This is a genomic window from Nonomuraea marmarensis, assembly GCF_043197025.1.
GTDB classification, from domain to species: Bacteria; Actinomycetota; Actinomycetes; order Streptosporangiales; family Streptosporangiaceae; genus Nonomuraea; species Nonomuraea marmarensis.
The window spans coordinates 303,976-323,104 of record NZ_JBICRM010000005.1 but is presented as its reverse complement, the minus strand read 5'-3'; the positions used below and the strand labels follow the sequence as shown (position 1 = coordinate 323,104).

At 71.2% G+C, this 19,129-nt stretch carries 14 protein-coding genes; 4 read left to right on the top strand and 10 right to left on the bottom strand.

The window, feature by feature from the left end; all coding sequences use genetic code 11:
* Positions 1-28 precede the first annotated feature (28 nt).
* The gene (locus ACFLIM_RS10750; protein WP_393164323.1) at positions 29-6,112 is read left to right on the top strand and encodes a hypothetical protein; all 6,084 of its coding nucleotides are present in this window, start codon (positions 29-31) and stop codon (positions 6,110-6,112) included.
* Here the strand turns inward: ACFLIM_RS10750 and ACFLIM_RS10745 are convergent.
* The 5 genes from ACFLIM_RS10745 to ACFLIM_RS10725 are packed head-to-tail and all read right to left on the bottom strand — an operon-like array spanning position 6,099 to position 12,282.
* On the bottom strand, positions 6,099-7,685 hold the full coding sequence (locus tag ACFLIM_RS10745; protein ID WP_393164322.1) for an acyl-CoA synthetase: 1,587 nt from the start codon (positions 7,683-7,685) through the stop codon (positions 6,099-6,101). The two genes, ACFLIM_RS10750 and ACFLIM_RS10745, sit on opposite strands and share 14 nt — an antisense overlap.
* On the bottom strand, positions 7,685-8,833 hold the full coding sequence (locus ACFLIM_RS10740) for a thiolase domain-containing protein (protein WP_393164430.1): 1,149 nt from the start codon (positions 8,831-8,833) through the stop codon (positions 7,685-7,687). Before ACFLIM_RS10740 ends, ACFLIM_RS10745 begins: the two co-directional genes overlap by 1 nt.
* Positions 8,833-9,852: a thiolase domain-containing protein gene (locus tag ACFLIM_RS10735; protein ID WP_393164321.1), complete on the bottom strand. Its 1,020-nt coding sequence runs from the start codon at positions 9,850-9,852 to the stop codon at positions 8,833-8,835. The genes ACFLIM_RS10740 and ACFLIM_RS10735 overlap by 1 nt, the downstream gene beginning before the upstream one ends.
* A complete protein-coding gene (locus ACFLIM_RS10730; protein WP_393164320.1) occupies positions 9,849-10,748 on the bottom strand; it encodes a Zn-ribbon domain-containing OB-fold protein in 900 nt (299 codons plus the stop codon). The genes ACFLIM_RS10735 and ACFLIM_RS10730 overlap by 4 nt, the downstream gene beginning before the upstream one ends.
* Positions 10,738-12,282, bottom strand: coding sequence for an acyl-CoA synthetase (locus tag ACFLIM_RS10725; protein WP_393164318.1), 1,545 nt, complete (start codon positions 12,280-12,282; stop codon positions 10,738-10,740). The genes ACFLIM_RS10730 and ACFLIM_RS10725 overlap by 11 nt, the downstream gene beginning before the upstream one ends.
* Positions 12,283-12,505: 223 nt before the next feature.
* Between ACFLIM_RS10725 and ACFLIM_RS10720 the strand changes: the two genes are divergently transcribed.
* Genes ACFLIM_RS10720 through ACFLIM_RS10710 form a run of 3 tightly spaced genes read left to right on the top strand, consistent with a single transcriptional unit; the run spans position 12,506 to position 14,040 of the window.
* Complete coding sequence (locus ACFLIM_RS10720) at positions 12,506-13,315, top strand: crotonase/enoyl-CoA hydratase family protein (RefSeq protein WP_393164317.1); 810 nt, start codon at positions 12,506-12,508, stop codon at positions 13,313-13,315.
* Positions 13,316-13,364: 49 nt separating this feature from the next.
* Positions 13,365-13,643 (top strand): type II toxin-antitoxin system Phd/YefM family antitoxin, encoded by a 279-nt coding sequence (locus ACFLIM_RS10715; RefSeq protein WP_393164316.1) that lies wholly within the window; start codon positions 13,365-13,367, stop codon positions 13,641-13,643.
* A complete protein-coding gene (locus ACFLIM_RS10710) occupies positions 13,636-14,040 on the top strand; it encodes a type II toxin-antitoxin system VapC family toxin (RefSeq protein ID WP_393164315.1) in 405 nt (134 codons plus the stop codon). Before ACFLIM_RS10715 ends, ACFLIM_RS10710 begins: the two co-directional genes overlap by 8 nt.
* A gap of 3 nt (positions 14,041-14,043) precedes the next feature.
* Here ACFLIM_RS10710 and ACFLIM_RS10705 read toward each other — a convergent pair whose 3' ends face one another.
* From ACFLIM_RS10705 to ACFLIM_RS10685, 5 genes are all read right to left on the bottom strand, one after another.
* Positions 14,044-15,150, bottom strand: coding sequence for an NAD(P)H-dependent flavin oxidoreductase (locus ACFLIM_RS10705; RefSeq protein ID WP_393164314.1), 1,107 nt, complete (start codon positions 15,148-15,150; stop codon positions 14,044-14,046).
* Between the two features lie 84 nt (positions 15,151-15,234).
* Entirely contained in the window at positions 15,235-15,972 is a 738-nt protein-coding gene (locus ACFLIM_RS10700) for an SDR family NAD(P)-dependent oxidoreductase (protein WP_393164313.1), read from the bottom strand.
* The gene (locus tag ACFLIM_RS10695) at positions 15,969-17,291 is read right to left on the bottom strand and encodes an FAD-binding oxidoreductase (RefSeq protein WP_393164312.1); all 1,323 of its coding nucleotides are present in this window, start codon (positions 17,289-17,291) and stop codon (positions 15,969-15,971) included. The genes ACFLIM_RS10700 and ACFLIM_RS10695 overlap by 4 nt, the downstream gene beginning before the upstream one ends.
* Positions 17,288-18,175 carry a decaprenyl-phosphate phosphoribosyltransferase gene (locus tag ACFLIM_RS10690; RefSeq protein WP_393164311.1) on the bottom strand — a complete coding sequence of 296 codons (888 nt, stop codon included), beginning with the start codon at positions 18,173-18,175 and terminating at the stop codon, positions 17,288-17,290. The genes ACFLIM_RS10695 and ACFLIM_RS10690 overlap by 4 nt, the downstream gene beginning before the upstream one ends.
* Positions 18,172-19,092 carry a DUF3068 domain-containing protein gene (locus ACFLIM_RS10685; protein WP_393164310.1) on the bottom strand — a complete coding sequence of 307 codons (921 nt, stop codon included), beginning with the start codon at positions 19,090-19,092 and terminating at the stop codon, positions 18,172-18,174. The genes ACFLIM_RS10690 and ACFLIM_RS10685 overlap by 4 nt, the downstream gene beginning before the upstream one ends.
* Positions 19,093-19,129 lie beyond the last annotated feature (37 nt).

The following is a 19,129-nucleotide window of genomic DNA, read 5'->3' as shown; positions in this document are numbered from 1 at the left end:
GTCGGGAAGTACCACATAGGCGGACCCCATGGACACGCCACCGCACCGCCTCGGGCTCGAACGGGTCGTCGAGGTCTACTCGGGTCACGACGACCTCGTCGGGGTGACCGGGTCTGGTTATGTGATCGGTGCCGATCTGGTGCTGTCCTCCGGGCACGTGGTGGATCCCGATGCGCCGTGTCAGGTACGCGCGCCGTGGTCTGCTCGGTGGGTGGCGGCCGAGCAGGTGTGGCGGGGGCGCGGCGAGGCGGGCGCGGTGCTGCTGCGGGTGGCCGATTCGCCGTGGCGCGAGGTGCCGGGGATCGACCACGTCCGCTGGGCCAGGCCTGATCAGCAGGGCCGCTACCGGTTGCGCTGCGTGGCCAGGGGGTTTCCGGGGCACCGGGCTGATCCGCAGGCCGCGGAGACGTTGTCCGGGCTGGTCGAAGCCCCTACGGGCGCGGTGTCGAAGGCGCTGACGGTCAGCGTGCTCAGCCCCGAGGCGGTGCCCGCCTCGCTCTGGCGGGGCATGTCGGGCGCCGTGCTGCTCGCCGAGCCCGCCGGGCAGCTCATCGGCGTGATCGCCGGGTACGCTCAGCGCCGCTTGGACGCCGTACCGGTGACCGCGCTGCTGAGCGACGAGCGCTTCCGCGAGCTGGCGGGCGTGGCACCCGGCCGGCTCGAAACGGTCGCGGAGGGCGACCCGGCGGTGATCCTGCCCGGCATGCTGGCTCCGGCCCGTGAGAAGTTGCCGCAGGACTGCCCGGACTGGCCGCTGCTGATGGCGCGGCACGCGGTGGTGCCGTTCATGGGGAGAGACGAGGAACTGGCGGCCCTGCGTGCCTGGGCCGCGGAACCGTCCGCCCTGTCGATCGCGGTGCTGACCGGCCGGAGCGGCACCGGCAAGACCAGGCTGGCGGGCGAGCTGTGCACGGAGCTGGCAGCGGCCGGCTGGGACGCCGGATTCCTCCCCCTGACCTCCGTCTGCGCGCCCCTGGCCGCGCGAGCCACAAGCCTGGCCGCCCTGCGCCCGACGCTGCTGGTCATCGACCACCCGGAGCCGTCTTCACCGCTGGTGGGAGAGCTGGTACGGCGGCTGGCCAAGCATGAACGCAACCCCCGGATCCGGCTTTTACTGCTGGCCCGTGAGCCCGGCGACGCCGAGTGGTGGCGGCGGCTCGACACGGCGTCGGGCGGCTGGCTACGGCGCCTCAACACCACGACCGTCCAGCTCAACGCCCACCCTTTGACGCTTACCGAACGCACCGAGCACGCGCTCGGGGCCATGAATGCCTTCGCGCCCAGCCGCGCCGCCCTGCCTGCCCCGCCCCGTCTCGACGACCCCGAGTACGGTCTGCCGCTCCGCGTCCATCTGGCCGCTTTGTTGCGCCTGCGCGACGGGGACGAGGAGGCGGGGCGTTCGCACGGCTCCGACGCCGAGGCGAGCACGGAGCCGATGCGCCTACGCGGTGACAGCGGCGGGCCGACGTCCCTGAGCGGTGGCGGCGGCGAGCCGATACCGCTGTTCGGTGGTGGCGCACAAGTGGGTGATGGGCTGCTCAGCCGGTTCCTCGCGCGTGAGTGCGACCAGTGGGCGCGGGTCTGGCCCGACGGGCACGAACGCGTGGACGGCGTGACGGCGCGGCAGGCCGTGGCGGTGCTCACGCTCAGCGCGCCCACGCCCGCCGAGTTGCCCGGCCTGCTGACGGCCGTGCCGGGGCTGCACAGCCGGGCGATGAGCGCGGCCGGGCTCCGCGGGCGCACCTTGCACGTGGCCGCCTGGCTGGGCCGGATCTTTCCTGGTGGCGAACGGCTGGCGCCCCTTGGCCCGGACCTCGTGGCCGAGCAGCTCCTGGCCGAGACGGAGGATCTGGACGCGCTCGTACTCGCCGTACACGATCATGAAGGTCGCACGGTCGAGCACCTCGTGCGGCTGCTCGACGTCCTGCGGCTGTCCGCCAACAGGGAGCCGGTCAGGTCGGCCCTGCGGTCGCTGGTCGCGGCGAGGATCGGCGCGCTGGTCACGGAGGCCGCGGCGGCGCCCGCCACCCGGCTCGGCGACGTGCTCAACGCCGCGCTCGACCTGTTCCCGGGCGACCGCGAACTCGCCGCGGCCGTTGCCACACAACCAGAGGCGATCGGGGCCGGTGCTGCGCTGTCAGTGCGGCGGGATGTGCGGTTTGGGTTGCGGGCGCTCGATGTGACGCTTGGTGAGCTGATCGTGCGGCATCGCCGGGCCACGGGTGAGCGGATCTTGTTGGCGAGAGCTCTGTCGGTGTTGTCCGGGCGGCTGGCTGCTGTGGGCAGGGTGGGTGAGGCGGTCGTCGTGGCCGCGGAGTCCGCTGAGATCTTCGCCGCCGCTCCCCCGTACGAGGAGGCGGCCGGGCGGGCGGAGGCGCTGTTCAACCTGGCCGCGGGCCTGCTGCTGGCGGGCGAGTCCGGCGGCGCGCTCAAGCCCGCGCAGGAGGCGGCGGCCAGGTTCCGCATCCTGGCAGAGGACGATCCGGGGTACGCCGGGGAGGCCGCGCGGGCGCATCACAACCTGGCGTGCGCGCTGCTGGAGGTCGGTCGCCTGGGCGAGGCCGTCGAGGCGTTCGAGGCGGCGGGTGGTGACACCGAGTTCGCCGCGAACCTGGCAGGCGTCCTGTCCGTGCTACCACCGATCCACGCGGACCAGGCCACCACCCAGGCACCGGACGCATCGCCGGGCGCGACGCGGCAACCGCCGGCCGCGGGTGCGGCGCCCGAACCGCTGGCGCCGTTCGAGGAGGCGGGCGCGGGCGCGCTGCCAGAGTTGGCCGCGGGTCTCGCCGTCGCCGCCACCAGCGCCGTCAAGAACGCCGCCCCCACGAACCGGGACGTGGCCCACCGTCTCCACCTCCTGGCCGACTGGCTGGCGGGGCGGGACAGGGCGGCCGATGCGCTCGTTCCGGCCGCCGAGGCCGTCGTGCGGTTGCGTGGCCTGGCAAGTTCGGAGCCCGGACTTCGGTACCTGCTCGCGGAGGCCGCCGGCCTGCTGTCCAGGCTCCATGCTCGCCGGGATGACCTGGACGCCGCCGTGCGGTCCGCCGCGGAGGCCGTACGGAATCTGCGTGCGCTGGTCGCGCTGGAGCCCGACGAGCACCGCCCCCACCTGGCCGGGCAGTTGCTCGACCTGGGTGAGCTGTTGCTGGTCGACGACCGGGCTGAGGAGGCGCTCGGTCCGTTGCAGGAGGCCATGAGCGTGGCGGCGGAGCGGCACACCGCCACGCAGGCCAGAGCCAGGCAGCTGCTCGGCCTGTGCCTGGACGAGATCGGCCGGCCCGTGGACGGTCTGGCGCAGTTGGAGATCGCCGCCGAGTTGTACGACGTGCTGGGCGCGGAGGGTGACCTCTACCTGGGCCAACGGTCCGAGGTGGGGGTCAGGCTGAGGCGGCTGCAGTCGGTGCTGACCGTCGATCATGAACGGCTCGGGAGGATGCGGCCGGCCGGTGAGCGTGGTGACGAGCGGCCCTGGATGCTGGCGCTGGTCAGCGAGCGGCCGCCGGAGGAGGCCGTGGTCAGGGCGGAGCAGTTGCTGGCCGAGCGGAGGAAGGTCGTCGAGAGTGCGGGTTCGCCGGGAGTTGAGGAGATTCATGCGTATCTCTCCGCTCAGGCCATGCTTGCCCGGGTCTGGGCGGACGTGGGGCGGGCGGCGGATGGATTCGTGCTCGCGATGCAGGCCGCTGAGCTGCTGCAGCGGCACGCCTGGCCTGACCGGCCAAACGCAATCGCCGCGCCTGACCGGCCGCACGCGACCACCGGGCCCGACCGGCCGCATGCGATCGCCGTGGGCATGGTCGCGGCGGCGCTCGGGCGCACGCTCGTGGCGCTCGGCCGGCACAAGGAGGCCATACCGCATCTGCTCACCGCCATCGAGTCCTACGAGCCACAGACCGGGACGAGCCTCGCGTTCAGGTTGGAGCTGGCCGAGCTGGTGATCCTTGAGACGGTCGCGTTGTCCCGCGCCGCCTGCCCGTCCGACGCCGAGTCGGCCGCCGACCGGCTCGTCGACCTGTACGCCGAGCTCGTGTCCGAACGGTTCCAACCTCCCCTCGCCCTCGCCGGGGCGCTGCGGCTCCAGGCCGGGATCCGCTTCACCAGGCAGAACGTGGAAGGCGCACGCCAATCCGTCACCCGGGCGCTGGAAGTCATGCCGTCGGAGCCCGCCGAACACCTGCTCACCGCCACCTGCCTGGAGCTCGGCGGCCTGTGCCTGGCCGAATCGCACGACAACGAGGCGGCCGGGGCGAAGCTGGCCGAGGGCACCGCCTTGCTGGAAGAGCAGCGGTCCGTCCCGCCCGATCTGGTCAACGTGCATCTGCTGGCTCTGATCCGGCTGGCCAGGCTGCGGGTCGAGGAGGAAGGACCGGCTGCGGGAGTCGGGCTGCATGCCCGCATACTGCAAATCCGGCCGCTACCCGGGGCGGAGGTGCTCGACATCCTCATCGAGGAGCTGTCCGGTTATCTGGATGACATGTCCGGTGCGGATCCGGCTGGGCTGCTGCCGTCGCTCACCTCGTTCACTGACGCGCTGGAGCGGGAGGTGCCGCTGAGCGGCGACCCCGAGGTGCATGACAGGTTCGGGGAGTGTCTGGCCCGGTTCAGCGACGCCGCGGCTCGGGAGGGTGACGCCGCGAGTGCGGCACTGGGCGCTGAGCTGACCGTTCGGGTCTACAGGGAGCTCGCCGCCGTCTCCAGCGAGTACCGTGGCCGCCTCGGCATGGCGCTGGCCGCCCTGGCCCGCCTGGCGAACGCCGCCGCAACCGCTCCGAGTCGTGCCGCCCCAGCCGGTCCGGTTCACCCGGAGCTCGCCGTGCTGGAGCAGGCCGTCGATCTGCTCGGCGCCGGGGAGCCGGGCAGGCCGCTGGCCGACACCTTGAACCTCTACGCCGTCAAGCTGCTCGAACAAGGCCGCCCCGTCGAAGCCCTGGCCCACTGCGAGCGGGCCGCCGATCTCTGCGACGAGCTGGACGACCCCGCCGTCGCGGCCGCCACCTACGCCCGGCTCGGCGCCGCACTGGCGCTGCTCGACCGCCCGCAGGCCGCCCTGGAGGCGATCACCTGGTCGCTGGCCGAACTTAACCGGGCCCAAGAGGAGCAGCCGCACATACGGGCTCAGGCCATCCAGGTACGCGGGCAGGTGCTACGGGCGTTCGGCAGGAGGCAGGAGGCGCTGGCGCACCTCGTGGAGGCCGTACGGCTGTTCGCCCGGCTGCCGGACCCGCTGGCCGCGGCCGAGACCGCCGCAGTGGTCGCCGACGACCTGATGGCCGAAGGGCGCCCCGAGGAAGCCGCCGAGTACGCCGGTATCGCCACGACCGGCCACCCCGAGGGCACCGTCAAGCACGCGCTGGCCACCCAGCGGCTCGCCAGGTGCCACATGATGCTCGGCGCGCTGGCCGCGGCCAACACGCTGGTGGAAGGCCTGATCCCGCAGGCCAGGAGGTCGCCGGACGATCTCACGTACCGGGCGATCCTGGCCGACTCGCTGGCGCAGAGCTCCGAGCTGCTGCCGCTGCTGCGGCTGGACGGCGGGACGGAGGCCGAGGCGAGGGCGCGGGAGGCCATCGCGATCTACGACGAGCTGCTGACCACCGGCATGAACGCGCAGGCCCTGCACACCAGCCGGGCCGGAGCCTGCCTCACGCTGGCGGCCGCGCTGCGGATGCGGGACCTGGCCGCGGACGCGGTCCAGCCGTTGCGGGAGGCGGTCGCGGCGCTGGAGCGGTTCGCGCCGGGCAACCCGCTGCAGGCGGGGCTGCTGTCCAGGGCGATGCTCATGCTGGGCGACGCGCTCATGGAGGCGGGCCGGGCCTTGGAGGCGGGACTCGTCTTCCACCGTGGCACGCAGGTGACGCGTGACGAGCTCTCCAGGGCCGTGGCGCACGCCAGGCTCGGCTTCTGCCAGCAGGAGCTGGGCAGGGACGACGCCGCCGACGCCGCCCTGCGGGTCTCGGCCGGCCTCCTCCGCGACCTGGTCCCCGAACAGAGGGACCTGGCCGAGCTGCTCGATGACGTGCTGCGCGGCAGGCTGAGGATCCTGGAGAAGGCCGGCGATAGCGACGAGCTGCGGGCGGTCGAGGACGAGCTACACCGCCTCACAAACCGGTAGCCTCCACGGTCTCTCTGGCCCACCGGTAATCCGCCTTCCCGGCGGGGGAGCGCACCATCTCCGCCACGAACGCGTACGAACGAGGCACCTTGTACCCCGACAACAGCTTCCTGCAGTGTTCGTCCAGCTCGGCGGCCGTCACCTCGACCCCCTGGCGCGGCTCGACCACGGCCGCCACCCTGTTCCCCCACCGGTCGTCCGGCACCCCGGTCACCACCGCGTCGAACACCGACGGATGCCCCTTGAGCACCGCCTCCACCTCTTCGGGGAACACCTTCTCCCCGCCGGTGTTGATGCACTGCGACCCCCTGCCGAACACGTTCACGGTCCCGTCGGGATCGACGCTCGCCAGATCGCCGGTCAGCAGCCACCTCGTGCCGGAAGCGTCCGTGACGAACGTGCGGGCTGTCTTCTCCGGGTCGTTGTAGTAGCCGAACGCCACCCGCCCCGACCGGGCGACCGTCCCGAGCTGCCCGGACCCGGGCTCGACGGGCCGCAGCGACTCGTCCAGCACGGCCAGCTTGACCACGGAGTTCGGCTGGTAACGCAGCCCCTTCTCCGGCGAAGAGCCGGCCACGCCCGAGGCCGTGTAGCCGGACTCGGTGGAGCCGAAGTTGTCCAGGATCATGATGTTCGGGAGCAGCTCCTGGAGGCGGTCGCGGACCGCGCCGGACAGGATCGCCCCGGTCGAGCTGACCACGAACAGCGAGGAGACGTCGTAGCCGCCCTTCTCCAGCGCCTCGGCCAGGGGTCTGGCCATGGCGTCGCCGGTGATGTTCAGGGTGAACACGCGCTCCCGCTCGACCGCCCGCCACACCTCGGCGGCGTCGAACTTGCGCACGTACACCATGGTCGAGCCCATCCACCACGCGATGAACGTGGCCATCTGCGCGGCCCCGTGCATCAGCGGCGGCGCCGCCATCATCACCATGGGGTTGGCCTTGACCGCCTCGTCGACGACCTCATGGGGTGTGGCGCGCGGCTCGCCGTACGGGTTGCCGCCGCCGAAGCCCATGAACAGGTCCTCGACGTGCCACATCGCGCCCTTGGGCATGCCGGTGGTGCCTCCGGTATAGATGATGTACACGTCCTCCCCCGAGCGGGTCGGGAAGCCGCGTTCCGGCTTGCCTCGCTCCAGAGCCAGCTCGTACGGCACCGCCGAGCCGATCGCCGACGCCCCGCCGACCGAGATCAGGTGGTCGAGCAGCGGCGCCTGGTGCACCACGGCGGCCACCCGCGCGTCGAACTCCACGTCGTAGACCAGCGCCCTGATGTCGGAGTCCTGGTATAGGTAGAGCAGCTCGGCCTCGACGTACCGGTAGTTGACGTTGATCGGCACGGCCCTGATCTTCAAGGCGGCGAGCAACCCCGCGACGTACTCGATGCCGTTGTAGAGGTGCAGGCCGACGTGCTGGCCCGGCTGGACGCCGAGGTCCATGAGGTAGTGGGCGAGCCGGTTCGACTCGGCTTCCAGCTCGGCGTAGGTGCGGCGCTCGTCGCCGCAGACGACCGCCGTCCTGTCCCCGATCGTGTCCGCGAGCCCCTCGAACAGGTCAGCGTGGTTGAATTCCATCAGGGCTTCTCCCGTCCGACGATCCACATCGCGAAGAACTGGGCTCCCCCGCCGTAGGCGTGGCCGAGCGCCGTACGGGCGCCGTCCACCTGGTGCTCGCCGGCCATCCCGCGCACCTGCAGCGCGGCCTCGGCGAACCTGATCAACCCCGAGGCCCCGATCGGGTTGCTCGACAACACCCCGCCGGAGGCGTTCCACGGAATGTCACCGTCGAGCGCCGTGGCGCCGGACTCGGTGAGCTTCCATCCCTCCCCTTCCGCCGCGAACCCCAGGTTCTCCAGCCACATCGGCTCGTACCAGGAGAACGGCACGTACACCTCGGCCACGTCGATCTGCCGCCGCGGGTCGGCGATCCCGGCCTGGCCGTAGACGTCGGCCGCGCAGTCCTTGCCCGCCTGCGGGCTGACGGTGTCGCGCCCGGCCCGGAAGATCGGCTCGGAGCGCATCGCGGTGCCGTGCACCCAGGCCGGCGTGCCGGTGACCGCGGACTCGGACGACAGGACGATCGCGCAGGCGCCGTCGCTGGACGGGCAGGTCTCCAGGTAGCGGATCGGCTCCCACAACATCGGCGTGGACTCGACCATCTTCTGGTCGATGCCGGGGATCTTGAGGTGCGCGTAGGGGTTCTTGAGCGCGTTGAGCCGGTCCTTGACCGCCACGAGTGTGCCGACGTGTCCGGGGGCGCCGGATCTGCGCATGTACTCGCGGATGTGCGGCGCGAAGTAGCCGCCCGCGCCCACTACCAGCGACGCGCTGAACGGCAGGTGCGTCGACAGCGCCCAGGTGGCGTTGGACTCCGACTGCTTCTCGAACGCCACCACCAGCACCCGCTCGTGCACGCCCCCCTGGATGAGGCCGGCGCCGACCAGCGCCGTGGAGCCGCCGACGCTGCCGGCCGTGTGCACCCGCATCATCGGCTTGCCCGCCGCGCCGAGCGCGTCCGCCAGGTACGACTCCGGCATCATCACGCCCTCGAACAGGTCCGGCGCCTTGCCGATGACCACGGCGTCGATGTCCTTGAACGTCAGCCCGGCGTCCTCCAGCGCCCGCACCGCCGCCTCGCGCACGAGCCCGGCGATCGACACGTCCCGGCGTTTGGTCGTGTAGTGCGTCTGCCCGACGCCGATGACCGCACAGCGGTTTCCCATCATGCCTCCAGGACGGTCACGAGGTTGTGCTGCAGGCAGGGGCCGCTGGCCGCGTGCCCGACGGTCCGGTGAGCGTCGCCGTCGAGGATGCGTTGCGCCGCCTCGCCGATGCGGATGAGGCCGGTGGCCATGACCGGATTGGCCGCCAGCGGGCCGCCGGACGGGTTGATCACCGTGTCGCCGCCCAGCTCCAGCGCCTCGCGCAGGACGATCTCCTCGTGCGGGAACTGCGCGTGCAACTCGGCCACCTCGACCGGACCCTTGCCGACCCCCGCGGCACGTGCGGCATCGGCCGCGGAAGCCGACAGGGCAAGATCTCGCATACCCAGGTAATGGGGCTCTATGCGATGCGCGATGCCCTTGATATAGGCGGGATCGGAGCAGAGTCGCCCGGCCAGGTCTCCGGTCGCGAGCACGATGGCGGCCGCGCCGTCCGTGATGGGCGGTACGTCGGTCAGTTTCAGCGGTTCGACCGCGAAGTCCGCGCCGTCCGGATCGGGCAGATCGAGCGCGTACGGGTTGCTCCGGCCGTCCGCACGGCTGCGCCGGACGATCTCGTCGAGTTCCTTCCGGTCCGCGCCGACCGCGTTGGCCTGAAGCGCGGCGTAGGAGAGCTGGTCGAGGCCGAGCGGGGCCAGATAGTACGGATCGAGCTGGAGCGTCATGATCTGGCGCAGATCGCCCAGCGACGACTTGCCGAAGCCGTAGACCAGGGCCGAGTCGACGTCGCCGTGCTGGAGGCGTACCCAGGCCTCGTAGAGGGCCCAGGCGCCGTCCATCTCCACGTGGCTCTCGGAGATGGGCGGCCAGGCGCCCAGGGCGTCGAGGGCCGACACGAACGAGAACGGCGCGCCCGCCAGATAGTCACAACTCCCCGAGCAGGTGAAGCCGAACCTCTTCAGCCCGGTGCGCTCCTTGACCTCGTTGATCACCGGCAGGATCAGCTCGGGCTCGGTCAGCCCGGTGTCGTGACCGGTGTGCCGCGTCTGGGCGAACGCGACGATCGCCACCTCTCTCATGACAACTCCACGTCGGGCTCGCCGGTGGGGGCGAACCAGCGGATGTTCGCCATGGACGCCGTGCGCTCACTCTCAGGAACCCAGACCGCCTTGACCCGCATACCCTGACGCACCTCGTGCGCGGGTACGTCCCCGATCAGCGCGATCATGGGGATGTCGGCGTTGTCGAGCAGTATGTACGCCGACACGAACGGCACCTGCGGAGCCCGCGGATCCGGCAGGTTGTTGATGGCGAACGTGGTGATGGTCCCGGTGTCGGGGAGTTCGAGCGTTTCCGTGATGCCGTTTCCGCATTCGGGGCACGACAGGCGGTAGGGCACGTACACCTTGTCGCAGCTCTCGCACCGGCCGCCGAGCAGGACGCCGCGCTCGACGCCCTCCAGGAAGACGCGCAGCGCGCCGCCCGCCTGGAGGCGGTATTCGGCGCGCACGTTGGACACGATCTTCGTGACCTCGGGGACGAAACACGAAATATCGGTTATGTGGCCGGTGGGGCGGTCGCGCCAGACCGGCCAGACCCGCGTACCCGCCTGGAGCGCCTTGGGGTTGCCCGCGTCCACGGCGTGCACCAGCGCGGTGTCGGCGCCGTCGAGCTTGATCAGCGCCCACGCGAAGGGGCGGTCGAGCGGCTGGCTCTCGTGCGGCTCGTGCACCCACGCCCAGGTGGTGACCGTGCCGGCCGGGCCGACCTCGACGTACTCCTCGGTGACCGGCTCGCCCGTCGCGGGGTCGTACTCCAGGGGCGGCACCAGCACCTTGCCCTCGGCCGTGCGCACCCCGACGATGCGGCGGGCGCGTAACTCGCTCAGGAACCGCCCGATCACCGGCCCGGTGGTACGCGTGTAGCCGCCGGGGAACTCCAGGACGTGCTGAGCGACCAGCGGGTCAGATGGCACGGTCGTGTCCCTCCCAGTACGGGGCGCGGAGCTTGCGTTTGAGCAGCTTGCCGTTGGGCTCGCGGGGCATCTCCGCGATGAAGTCGACGCTCTTGGGCCACTTCATCCTGGCCAGGCGGCCCTCCAGCGACGCGATCAGCTCGGCCGCCAGCTCCGGGGAGGGCTCGATCCCGGGCGCGGGCTCGACGACGGCCTTGATCTGCTCGCCCCACTCCTCGTCCGGAATCCCGAACACGGCCACGTCCGCCACCTTCGGATGGACCATGAGCTCGTTCTCGATCTCGGCCGGGTAGATGTTGGCACCTCCGGAGATGATCATGTCGGCCTTGCGGTCGCAGAGGTAGAGGAAGCCGTCCTCGTCCAGGTATCCGATGTCTCCTACGGTGAAGTAGTCCTTGAGGCGGTTCGCGGCGGTCTTGGCTGGGTCGCCCTTGTACTCGAACGGGACGCCCATCATCTTCATGTAAATCGTCCCGGCGGTGCCGGTCGGTACGGGCTCGCCGGACTCGTCCGCGATGAGCAGCTCGCTGATCGGCCAGGCCGTGCCGACGGTGCCCGGGTGCGACTTCCAGCCCTCGGGCGTGGCCAGGGTGCCGCCACCCTCGGTGGCCGCGTAGTACTCGTACACGCAGTCCCCCCACCACTCGAGCATCGCCCATTTCACCGGCACGGGACAGGGGGCGGCGGCGTGGATCATCCAGGCGAGCGAGGACAGGTCGTATCTGCCGCGGGTCTGCTCCGGCAGCGCGAGGAGCCGCTTGAAATGGGTCGGGACCATGTGGGAGCTGGTGACGCGGTGGCGCTCGCAGAGCCGGAGCATCTCCTCGGCGTCCCACCTGTCCATGTAGACGAGCGTGTGTCCCATGTGCAGGGCGGAGCCGCCGAACTGCGTCACCGCCGTGTGGTAGCTCGGGGAGGTGACCAGGTGGGCGTTGGGCCGGCCCGGCGTCATCCCGAACAGTCCGAGCAGGAACGTCATCAGCTCGGCGGAGTCGTCCGGATCCAGGCCGTTCAGCCGGCGTCTGACCCCTTTGGGCTTGCCGGTGGTGCCCGAGGTGTAGTGCATGGTGGCCCCGGCGGTGCGGTCGGCGGGGGCGGTGTCCGGCTGCCCGTCGGTCAACTCGCTCGCCGGCCTGAACCCCTGCGCCTCCCCCAGGAGGAAACGGCGGTGCGGCTCGATCGCCTCGGCTCCCTTGGCGCCCTCCCGGAGGTAGCGGGGGTCGACGAAGAAGGCCTTGGCCTCGCTGTCGGACACGATGTACGCGATCTCAGGCGCCGTGAGATGCCAGTTGACCGGGGTGTAGTACCAGCCGGCCTGCAGCGCGGCCAGGTACAGGACCAGGCCGTCGGCGCCGTTCGGAATCAGGCCGCAGATGCCGTCGCCGGGCTGGAGCCCGAGCTCGCGCAGGCCGTGCACGAGGCGGTTCGACCTGGCCAGGAGGTCGCCCGCGCGGTGCTCCGTGCCGTCGGGATCCACGGCCGCGATCCACTCGGGATCCGCCTGCGCGAGCCTCCAGAAGCCGAGCGTGCCCATCTGATCTCCTCAGTGCTCATGGCCTCACTCCGTGAGGCGGCTCGGTCGCCAGACGCCGCCGCCTTCCTCCGCTCTGGTCGCTACGCTCCCGCCGCTCCTCCAGGCGACGGCACTCCCTCGCGGCAGGCAGCAAAACAGGAACCTGTTCTTGTTTGCTGCTGGGAGCGTATCCTGGGGCCGAAGTTCGTAGCAAGCGCTTGATTTGACCACTTCGGAGGCATCCGTGGAGCTCCTGCCGATCAGCACCCCCCACTGCCGGATCGAGCGTGACGGCCATGTCCTGACCATCACCATGAACCGGCCCGAGGCCCGCAACGCGCTCTCCTCGGACATGCTGATCGGCCTGGCCTCGGCCTGGGCGTACGCGTCCGCGGAGGCCGGGATCCGGGTGGCGATCCTGACGGGCGCGGAGGGCACGTTCTGCTCGGGCGCCGACCTCAAGGCCATGGGGCAGCCGTCGACGGATCCGGAGGTCCAGGCCAGAGCCGCGCAAATCGCCAACTTCCACTGGAAGGGTCTGCTGCGCGAGGACCTGCCCACCAAGCCGATCATCAGCGCGGTGGAGGGCTACGCGGTCGCCGGGGGGACGGAACTGCTGGTGGGCACGGACCTGCGGGTGGTGGCGGAGTCGGCCACGCTGGGCCTGTTCGAGGCCAAACGTGCCCTGTTCCCGATGGGCGGCAGCGCCGTGCGCCTGCCCCGCCAGATCCCGTACTGCCACGCCATGGACCTCCTCCTCACGGGCCGCCCGATCACGGCGGCGGAAGCCCTCCAGATGGGGCTGGTCAACCGCGTGGTCCCGGACGGCCAGGCGCTGTCGGCGGCCCGCGAACTGGCCGCCGACGTCGCCGCCTCGGGCCCGCTGGCCGTCCAGGCGATCCTGCGCACGTACCGGGACACGCTGGGCCTGCCGGAGCCGGAGGCGTTGAAGGTGTCGGACGAGCTCGGCTGGCCGGTCATCGGCTCGGAGGACGCCAAGGAAGGCACCCGGGCCTTCCGCGAGAAGCGCCCCCCGACGTACCGCGCCCGCTGATAACGCATACTATGTAGCACAAGACGCTACACCGAGCTACGGTAGGCGCATGATGAAGGTCATCACCCAGCGTGAGTTCCGCAACAACTCCGCCGCTGTCATGGATCAGGTCGAGGCGGGCGAGGTCTTTCACATCACCCGCAACGGAGTCGAGATCGCGGAGCTGCGACCGCTTCCGCGCCGGCGGCGTTTGAGCGCTGAAGAGCTCGTCGCCAGGCATCGCCGGCTCGCAGTCGTGGACTACGCGGAGATGCGCAGAGAGGCCGACGAGTTCTTCAGCTCCGAAGACCGCATCGACGACGACCCTTGGGAGCGGCGCGATGGCTGAGCGGCACAGTGCCGGAGTGATCGACACGTGCGTTTACATCGACCTCACCGAGATCTCTCCCGCTGGTCTCCCGGCTTATCCCGAGCTCACGGCCGTCACCCTCGCCGAACTCCACCAGGGTGTCGCCATGGCCAAGGACCAGGCCACCCGAGCTGCCCGCATGGAGAAGCTGGGCGCCGCGGTGACCGACTTCGAGCCTCTGCCCTTCGACGCCGACGCGGCGGCTCGTTACAGCAGTCTCGTCGCGCTGACCCTCGCGGCGAAGCGTGACCCTCGGCCTCGGCGAATGGACCTCATGATCGCCGCAGTCGCCTCCAGCCGAGGTTTGCCGCTCTATACGCGCAACACCGACGACTTCGTCGGACTCGAAAGTCTGGTCACCGTCGTCCCTGTGTGAACGTCAGTCCGCCGTGATGCGCTCCAGCCGTTCGAGCGCCTCGGCGTACTCCTCCAGCAGGCCGAACACCACGTCCTTCGTGGACCGTACCTGGTTGGTGATCCCGATGATCTGGCCGGCGGGGAACGTGGCCAGCTCCGAGACGTCCGAGCGGCCGATCCGGCGCAGGGCGTCCGACACCAGCATGAACTGCAGCGGCATCGGCAACGTCCCGGGCGACTCCTCCGACTCCCAGGCCTGCGTCCACTCGTTCCTGAGCAACCGTGCGGGCTTGCCGGTCCAGCTGCGCGAGCGCACGGTGTCCCTGGACGTGGCCTCCAGGATGCGGCGTTTGGCCATCTCCGGCGTGTCCGCCTCCTCGACCGTCAGCCAGAGCGAGCCCGTCCAGACGCCCTCCGCGCCCAGCGCCATGCCCGCGGCCATCTGGCGGCCGTTCCCGATGCCGCCCGCGGCCAGCACCGGCACGTCGACGGCGTCCACCACCTGCGGGATCAGCACCATGGTGGAGATCTCGCCGGTGTGCCCCCCGGCCTCCGTGCCCTGGGCGACCACCACGTCCACGCCCACCTCCACCTGCTTGAGCGCGTGGCGGGGCGTGGAGGCGAGGGCCGCCACCTTCACCCCGTGCGAGTGGGCGAGGTCCACGACGTCGGCGGGCGGGGGGCCGAGGGCGTTGGCCAGGAGGGCGATGGGGTGCCGCAGAGCGACCTCCACCTGCGGCCTGGCCGTGGCGTCCGTCCAGCCGAGCAGGACGCGCCCCGGGTCCGCGTCCGAGGACAGGGGTGGCACCCCGTGCCGGGTCAGGAGGTTCTCGACGAACGTCCGATGCCCGTCGGGGATCATCGACTGCAGGCGGCCGACCAGTTCCTCAGGGGCGAAGTCCGCGCCCTCGTACGAGGCCGGCATGACGACGTCCACCCCGTACGGCCGGCCGTCCACGTGGTCGTCGATCCACTTGAGCTCCATCTCGAGCTCTTCTGGAGTGAAGTAGAGCGCCCCGAGCACACCCATGCCGCCAGCGCGGCTGACGGCGGCCACCACGTCCCGGCAGTGGCTGAACGCGAAGATCGGGAGCTCGATTCCGAACATGTCCGTGACACGTGTCCGCATGAGCCGACGATAAGTCGCCCAGGCAACAAACTGCAACGTGTTCCACTCTAGAACCTTTACTCGGTCCTCGATATGGAACCGGTTCTAGCGGGGCAGCCTGCGCCAGAGGGCGCGGGGCAGCAGCCGGAACAAACCGAAGACCGGGCCGAGCGCGCGCGGCACCCAGACGGAAGGCGCGCCGTCGCGCAGCGCGCCCACCGTGGCCAACGCCACCTGCCGTGGTGTCGAGGACATCGGCGCGGGAGTGAGCCCCGCCGTCATCCGCCCGATCACAAAGCCCGGCCGCACGATCAGCACCCTGGCGCCCGACCCGTGCAGGGCGTCGCCGAGCCCCTGGGCGAACCCGTCGAGCCCGGCCTTGGCGGAGCCGTACACGAAGTTGGCCCTGCGCACCCGTGCGCCGGCGACCGACGACAGCACCACGAGCGTGCCGTGGCCCTGCTCACGCAGCACCCTGGCCGCGTGCAGGCCCACCGACACATGAGCGCCGTAGTTGACCGCGACGGCCTGCGCGGCGGCCGCGGGATCGGCGTCGTAGTCCGCCTGGGCCCCCAGCACGCCGAACGCGGAGATCACCACGTCGAGGTCGCCCACCAGCTCCACCGCCTTGGCGAAGACGGCGCCGTGCGCGGGCACGTCCAGCGCGTCGAACGGCACGACATGGACCTCCGCGCCGAGCTCGGTCGGGACGAGCTCGCCCCGTACGGCCAGCACCACCCGGCTCGCGCCCAGCCCCACCAGCAGCCTGACGATCTCCAAGCCGATCTCACTGCGCCCGCCGAGCAGCAGCACGGTGTCGACCGCGCCGAGAGCGTTCTTCACAACCGCAGCCTCCTGGCCAGGTCGGAGCGGAACAACCCGGCGGGATCGGCCTGGTCCCTGATCCGTCGCCACCGCTCCAGCTCGGGATACATCGCCGCCATCATGTCAGCGCGCAGCCGCGAGTCCTTGGCGAGGTAGACCCGCCCCCCGGCCTCGGCCACCCGCCGGTCGAAGCCGCGCAGCAGGCCGCTCAGCCCGCGCTGCCCGGCGGGGATGTCCAGGGCCAGGGTCCAGCCGGGCATGGGGAAGGACAGCAGCCCGCCCGATCCCGGCCCGAACCTCTTGAGCACGGTCAGGAACGACACGGTGCCGTGCGCCGACAACGACCCGACGATGCCGCGCAGCGTCTCCTCCGCGCCGAAGGGCACCACGAACTGGTACTGGACGAAACCCCGCGAGCCGTACATGCGGTTCCAGCCGTCGACGAAGTCGAGCGGATGGAAGAACGGCGCGATGCCCTGCACGATGGTCCCGCGTCGCGGCGCTCTGCGGTACCAGACCTCGTTGAAGGCGCGCACGCTCAGCCCGTTGAGCAGCCCGCCGGGCACCCACGCGGGCGCTCGCGCCAGCGCGCCGGGCGCGAAGGCCGGCGGCTCCTTCTCGCCGGTACGTGCCGCGTGATCGCCCCTGGTGAGCACGCTGCGCCCCATCCGGCGGCCCCGGGCGAGCAGGTCGATCCAGGCCACCGTGTAGCGGTAGCGGTCGTCGGTGGCCGCCATGGTCGCCAGCGTCTCGTCCAGGTCGGCGGTGCGCCGGACGTCCACCCGCATCAAGGAGGTCTCGACGGGCACGCAGCCGAACGTGGCCTCGGCGATCACCCCGGTCAGCCCCATGCCGCCGACGGTGGCCTGGAACAGCGGTTCGCCGGGGCGAAGGGTCCGGACCGTCCCGTCGGCGGTCACCAGGGTGAGCGAGCGGACGTGCGCGCCGAAGGAGGAGTCGCGGTGGTGGTTCTTGCCGTGGACGTCGGCCGCGACGGCGCCGCCGACGGTGACGTGCCGGGTGCCGGGGCTGACGGGGACGAACCAGCCCCGGGGAACCAGTGCCGTCATCAGCTCGTGCAGGCTGGCCCCGCCAGAGGCGGTCACCAGGCCGCTGTCCTCGTCGAAGGTCCACGCGTCGAGGCCGGTGCAGTCCAGGACGAGGCCGCCGGCGTTCTGGGCGGCGTCGCCGTACGACCTGCCCAGGCCCCGCGCCACCACGCCCCGCCCGCCCCGTGCGGCCGCGATCAGGTCGCGCAGCTGCTCGACGGAGCGGGGCCGCGCGAGCGTGGCCGGCGTGGGCGCCGTGCGCCCCCAGCCGGTCAGGAACGTCGTCATGCGTAGATCCCCACGCCGACCAGGACGATCAGCACGGCGGCGAAGAGCAGGGTGGGCCGGTCGCGTACCGCGAGCTCCTCCGGCTCCTCGCCGCTCCCCCGGTCCACCAGCAGGTTGTGCCGGAGCACGAGCAGCAGGAACGGGATGATGCTGAGCCCGTAGAAGAGGTCGTCGTGCGCGTTGAGCGCCCACAGGCAGTACGTCACGATCATCGCGCCCGAGCACATGATCCGGACCTGAGCCAGGTAGGCGGGAGAATAGGCGGCCAGCGTCGCGCGCGTCCCCGTCGCGCCCCGGAGCCGCAGCTCCGCCTCCCGCTTGCCCGCCACCAACTGCAGCGCGGCCAGCGAGACGACCACCAGGAACCACCCGGTCACCGGCACGTCGACCGCCACGGCCCCGGCGTAGGCCCTGATCACGTGGCACCCCGCGACCGCGATCAGGTCCACGACCTCCTGGTGCTTGAGCCACAGCGTGTACGACAACGTCAGGGCGATGTACCCGGCGACCACGGCGGACGGCTGCCAGCTCCCGGCGAGCGCGGCGACGGCTGGTGCCAGGAGCAGCAGGACGGCGCCGGTCACCCGGGCCGTCCGCACGGACACCGTCCCCGACGCGATCGCCCGCCGCCGCTTGCGCGGGTGCAGCCGGTCGGCCTCAACGTCGGCGGCGTCGTTGATCAGGTAGGAGCCGCTCGCGGCCAGGCAGAACGCGACGAAGACCAGCAGCGCCGCGAGCAGGCTGCGCGGCTGGCCCAGCACCCCGGCTGCCATGGGCGCGGCCAGGACCAGCACGTTCTTCACCCACTGGCGCGGCCTGGCGGCCCTGACCAGCGCCAGCGCGGGCGTCGCCGTCCAGGGCCGGGCGACCGCCCCCTGGCTCATGTGGCCTTGCGGCCGCGCAGGTACAGCAGGAGGCCCGCCGCGAACAGCACGATGCCCAGCACGGCCAGCACGATCGGCAGCGTGACCCTGATCAGGGTGATCTGGCTCTTGCCGTCTCTGGCGCTGCCCACGAGCCCGTTGATGGTGTCGTCGGTCATCTTGGCGGTGGCCACGAAGGCTTTGGAGCGCTCAATGCCGTCCTGGCTCTTGAGCACCTCGTTGCGCTGCTGCACCTGGCGGACGGGGGCGCCGGTGGTGGGCTCGATCCAGTAAGTGACCGTGCCGGAGTAGACGCGGTTGAGCTGCACGTCACCGGACGTGCCCATGCCGAACCAGGCGGCGGGCGCGTTCAGGGTCTGCGTCTTGGTCTCGGGGACGACCTGCTCGAACTTGTACGTGTTCAGCCCGTTGACCTGCTCCTCGCCGACGAACTTGGCGTCGAACGCCTTGCTCGCGCTGGAGTTGAAGACCAGGTAGGTCTTCTTCTCCACGTCGAACGGGAACTTGTAGATCTGCCCCTGGAGCTGCACCGGAGCCTTGTCGATGCTGACGCCGCAACAGTTGAGCCCGACGCCGGAGCGCTTGTCGAAGGCGCTGCGCCGCTCCGAGTAGTCGATGCCGGGCTTGCCGTTGGTGACGTCGTTCACGGCGGTGAACTCGTCCCACACGACCCGGTCGCCGGACGCCTCCTTCACGTCGCCCCGGGTGGTGACGATGATGTCGAGGTCGGCGGTCAGCACCCTGCCGTCGGCGACGCTGAAGTACTGCGCACCGGTCGCCTGGAGCTTGGTGATCCCGTACTGGTCGCCCTTGGCGGCCATGAGTGAGGGCGCCACCTGGAAGCGCACCAAGGGAGCCAGAACGATGAGGAATGCCCCGACGGCGATGAGAACGCTGCCAACGACGACCCGGTTCATGGACCCTCCATGTGCAGGTGCACGGACGCCTGTCTGG